Source organism: Streptomyces sp. NPDC048057, assembly GCF_040653095.1.
GTDB lineage: Bacteria > Actinomycetota > Actinomycetes > Streptomycetales > Streptomycetaceae > Streptomyces.
Genome location: NZ_JBEZNF010000067.1, coordinates 1 through 4,647, shown reverse-complemented (window position 1 = coordinate 4,647; position 4,647 = coordinate 1). Strand labels below are relative to the sequence as shown.

Sequence of the window (4,647 nt, the reverse complement as noted above, 5' to 3'; positions counted from 1 at the left end):
GCTACGGCCTCCTCCGCCACCTCAACCCCCACACCACACCCCAACTCACCCCACTCCCCACCCCCGACATCGGCTTCAACTACCTCGGACGGTTCACCGTCCCGTCGGGGCAGGGCACCGGGGGTGCGTGGGAGATCGCGCCGGAGGCCAGTTGGCTCAGCGGCAGCGGTACGGACGACGCGGCGCCGCTGCCGCACGTCCTGGAGATCACGGCGGTGACGGAGGACGGGGCGTACAGCGCGCCGGACGCGTACCCGATCCAGGTGGGCGACGACGTTCCGCAGGGCGAGTTGGAGCACCCGAACGGGCCGCGCCTGGTCGTCAGCTGGAGCTGGGCGTCGAAGCTGTTGCCCGAGGAGGACGTGCGGACTCTCGGCGGGTACTGGTTCGAGGCGCTGAAGGCGTTGGTGATCCATGCCGAGCAGCCGGGCGCGGGCGGTTTGACGCCGTCGGACGTCCCGCTGGTCGGCCTGTCGGCGGGGCAGTTGGACGCGGTGCTCGCCGCGGTGCCGGGCGCGGTGGACGTGCTGCCGCTGTCCCCGCTCCAGGAGGGCATGTTCTTCCACGCCTCCTACGACGCGGACGGCGTGGACATCTACCACACCCAGCTGCTGTTCGACCTGCACGGGGCGCTCGACGCGGACCTGCTGCGGCGTGCGGCGCAGCGGCTGCTGGACCGGCACGACAACCTGCGGGCCGGGTTCCGGCAGGGCGACCTCAAGCAGCCCGTCTCGGCCGTGGTGGCGGGTGTGGACGTGCCCTGGCACGAGATCGACCTGATGGGCCGCGCGGACGCCGAAGCCGAAGCGGCACGGGCCGTCGAGGCGGACCGGCACCGTCGGTTCGACCTGTCCGCCCCTCCCCTGCTGCGCTTCACCCTCATCAAGCTGGCCGACGAGCACCACCGGCTGCTGTTCACCAACCACCACATCCTGCTGGACGGCTGGTCGACGCCGTTGGTGGTGGGCGAACTCTTCGAGCTGTACGGCCGGGACGCCGACGACTCGGGGCTGCCGCGGGTGCGGCCGTTCGCGAACTACCTGGCGTGGCTCGCCGACCAGGACGCCGAAGCGGCCGAGGGGGCCTGGTCGGCGGCGCTGGCCGGGGCCGAGCCCTGCCTGCTGGCGCCCGGCGCCGGCAGCGGCGCGCCGGTGTTGCCGCAAGCGCACTCGGCGCGGGCGTCGGCGGAGCTGACCGAGGCGCTGGGTGCCCGGGCCCGCGGCCTGGGCGTCACGACGAACTCCCTGGTGCAGGTGGCGTGGGCGCTGGTGCTCGGTTCGCTCACGGGCCGCGACGACGTCGTCTTCGGCACCACCGTCTCCGGGCGCCCCGCCGACCTGGAGGGCGTGGAGGAGATGGTGGGGTTGTTCATCAACACCCTGCCGGTGCGGGTGCGCATCGACCCCGCCGAGTCGGTGGCGTCGCTCGTCCGGCGCTTGCAGGACGAGAACGCGGCGCTGATGCCGTACGAGCACGTCGGGCTTGCGCGGCTCCAGGCGCTGGCGACGGCCGGCACCAGCGCTTCCGCGTCGGGCGGTTCCGACCTCTTCGACACGCTGTTGGTGTTCGAGAACTATCCGCTGGACGAGGCGGGGCTGGAGCGGGCGACCGGGCACCTGTCCCTGTCGTACGTCGCCGGTGAGGACCCGGCGCACTATCCGATCAGCATCGCCGCCATCCCCGGGGAGCGCCTGGAGTTCCAGGTGGACTACCAGCCGCAGGTGTTCGACGCGGCGCAGATCGAGCGGATCTTCACCCGGCTGTTGAAGGTGCTGGAGGCGATCGGCCGGGACGCGCAGCTTCCGGTGGCCGCGATCGACGTGCTCTGCGGCGACGAGCGGGAGGTGTTGGCCCGTTGGGCAGGGACCGCGCCCGCGGCGGCGCCCGCGACCGTCGTGGAGCTGTTCGAGAGCGCCGCTGCCGCGTGGCCGGGGCGCACCGCACTGGTCGCGCCGGCCGGCGTGTCGTCGCTGCCTTCGGCTGCGGCCGACGGCGGTGCCGGTCCGGTGCGGGAGGCGACCCTGACGTACCGGGAGCTGAACGAGCGCGCCAACCGGCTCGCGCGGCTGCTCGTGGACCGCGGCGTCGGCCCCGACTCCACGGTGGCGCTGGCCCTGCCCCGTACCGCGGACCTGGTCGTGGGCCTCCTCGCGGTGCTGAAGAGCGGCGCCGCCTATCTGCCGGTCGACACGGACTACCCGGCGGACCGCATCGCCTACATGGTCGAGGACGCACGTCCGGCGCTCGGCCTGGTCACGGCCGCGACCGTCGGCACGACGGCCGGCACGGAGTCGGTCGTCCTCGACGATCCGGCCGTGCTCGCCGCCCTGGAGCGGCTGTCCGGCACCGACCTGACGGATGCGGAGCGCGCGCGCCCGCTGACGCCGTACGACCCGGCGTACGTCATCTACACCTCGGGCTCCACCGGCCGCCCCAAGGGCGTCGTCGTCGAGCACCGCAGTCTGGTGAACCTGTGCCGCGCCCACCGGGACGACCTGTTCGGCGCCGAGCACGGCGACGTGCTGAAGGTGGCGCTGACCACGTCGATCTCCTTCGACACCTCGTGGGACCAGTTGCTGGGCCTGTTGGGCGGGCACCAGGTGCACCTGATCGACGAGGACCGTCGCCGGGACCCGGCGGCGCTGGTCGAGTACGTCGCCGCCCACGGCGTGGACGTCGTGGACCTCACGCCCACGTTCGCCCGGCACGTCCTCGACCGCGGACTGCTGCGGGACCCGGAGCGCCGGCCGTCCGTGGTCAGCCTCGGCGGCGAGGCGCTGCCCGAGACGCTGTGGTCGGAGCTGCGGGGCCTGTCGGGCGTCGCGGTGTACAACTGCTACGGCCCGACCGAGGCCACCGTGACGTCCGTCGTCAGCCGGCTCGACGTCGCCGAGCGGCCCGTGATCGGCACGCCGGTCGCCGGCGGCCGGGTCCGTGTGCTGGATGCGGCCCTGCGGCAGGTGCCGCCGGGTGTGGCGGGCGAGTTGTACGTGGCCGGCGGCGGGCTGGCCCGAGGCTATCTGGGCCGTCGGGACCTGACGTCGCAGCGCTTCGTCGCCGACCCGTACGGCCCCGCAGGATCACGCATGTACCGCACCGGCGACCTGGTGCGCTGGAGCGAACAGGGCCAGTTGGAGTTCCTGGGCCGCACCGACGACCAGGTGAAGATCCGCGGTTTCCGCGTCGAGCCGGGCGAGGTCGAGTCCGTACTGACGGCCCATCCGCTGGTGGCGCAGGCAGCGGTGACCGTCCACGAGCCGGCGCCGGGCGACCGACGGCTGGTGGCGTACGTGGTGCCGTCCGGTCGGACGCTGGACGTCGGGGCGGTACGGGCCGCTGCGGTGGCCTCGCTGCCGGAGTACATGGTGCCCGCCGCGCTGGTCGCGTTGGACGCGCTGCCGCTGACGGCGAACGGCAAGCTGGACCGGCGGGCGCTGCCCGCGCCGGATTACGGCGCGGCGCGGTCGACCTCCGGGAGGGCCGCGCGCTCCGAGGTGGAGCGGGTGCTGTGCGCGGTGTTCGCCGAGGTGCTGGGCGTACCGCAGGTCGGCATCGACGACAGCTTCTTCGACCTCGGCGGCGACAGCATCGTCTCCATCCAACTCGTCAGCCGCGCCCGCAAGGCCGGCCTCGTCTTCAGCCCCCGGGACGTCTTCCAACGGCGGACCGTCCAGGCGCTCGCCGAGGTGGTGCGCAGCGCCGAGGACGGCGCGGGGGCGGTCGAGGAACCCGGTGCCGGCATCGGCGTCGTGCCGATCACGCCCATCGTGGCGACGACGCTGGAGGAGAGCGGCCGTGCCACGGCTTCGGGTGTTTCGCCGTTCGACCGCTACTACCAGTCGATGCTGGTGGAGGTGGAGGCGGAACTGGGGCTCGACCGCTTGGTCAGCGCCGTGCAGGCGGTGCTGGACCGGCACGACGCGCTGCGGTCGCGGCTGACGTCGGAGCCGAGCTGGGAGGTCACTCCCCGCGGTTCGGTCAGTGCCCGTGACTGCGTCGTCCGCGTGGACCTGCCGGACGTGGCGCAGGACGAGCTGACGGACTTCTTCGCGGAGCAGGAGCGGGCGGCCCAGGACTGGCTGTCGCCCCAGGCCGGCCGCGTCGCCCGGTTTGTGTGGTGCGACGGCGGACCCGAGGCCACTGGTCGGCTGCTGCTGGTGATCCACCACCTGGTGGTGGACGGGGTGTCCTGGCGGATCCTGCTGCCGGACCTGGCGTCGGCGTGGGAGCAGGCGGGCACCGGGGCCGCGATCGCGCTGGAGCCGGTGGCCACGTCCTTCCGCACCTGGGCGAACGGGCTGCGGCAGGCCGCCGTCGACCCCGCCCGCGTGACGTCCGAACTCCCCTTGTGGCAGGGCCAGTTCAACCCGGGGGCCGAGCCGTTCGGTTCGCGGGCCGTGGACCCGGCTGTGGACACGGTCGCCACCGGTCGCGAGCTGGCGCTGGCCCTGCCGGCCCGGTGGAGCGCACCGCTGCTCACCACCGTCCCCGCGGTTTTCCGTGCCGAGGTGAACGACGTGTTGCTGACGGCGCTGGCGCTGGCCGTCGCGGACTGGCGCGGGGCGAGCGACGTCACCGTGGATCTGGAGGGTCACGGCCGCGAAGAACAGGTCGTCGACGGCGCCGACCTCTCCCGCACCGTCGGCT

At 73.5% G+C, this 4,647-nt stretch carries 1 protein-coding gene; it reads left to right on the top strand.

Annotated elements, in window-relative coordinates; translation table 11 throughout:
* On the top strand, window positions 1–4,647 hold a 4,647-nt coding region (locus AB0E05_RS36305; RefSeq protein WP_361971869.1), incomplete at both ends, for an amino acid adenylation domain-containing protein.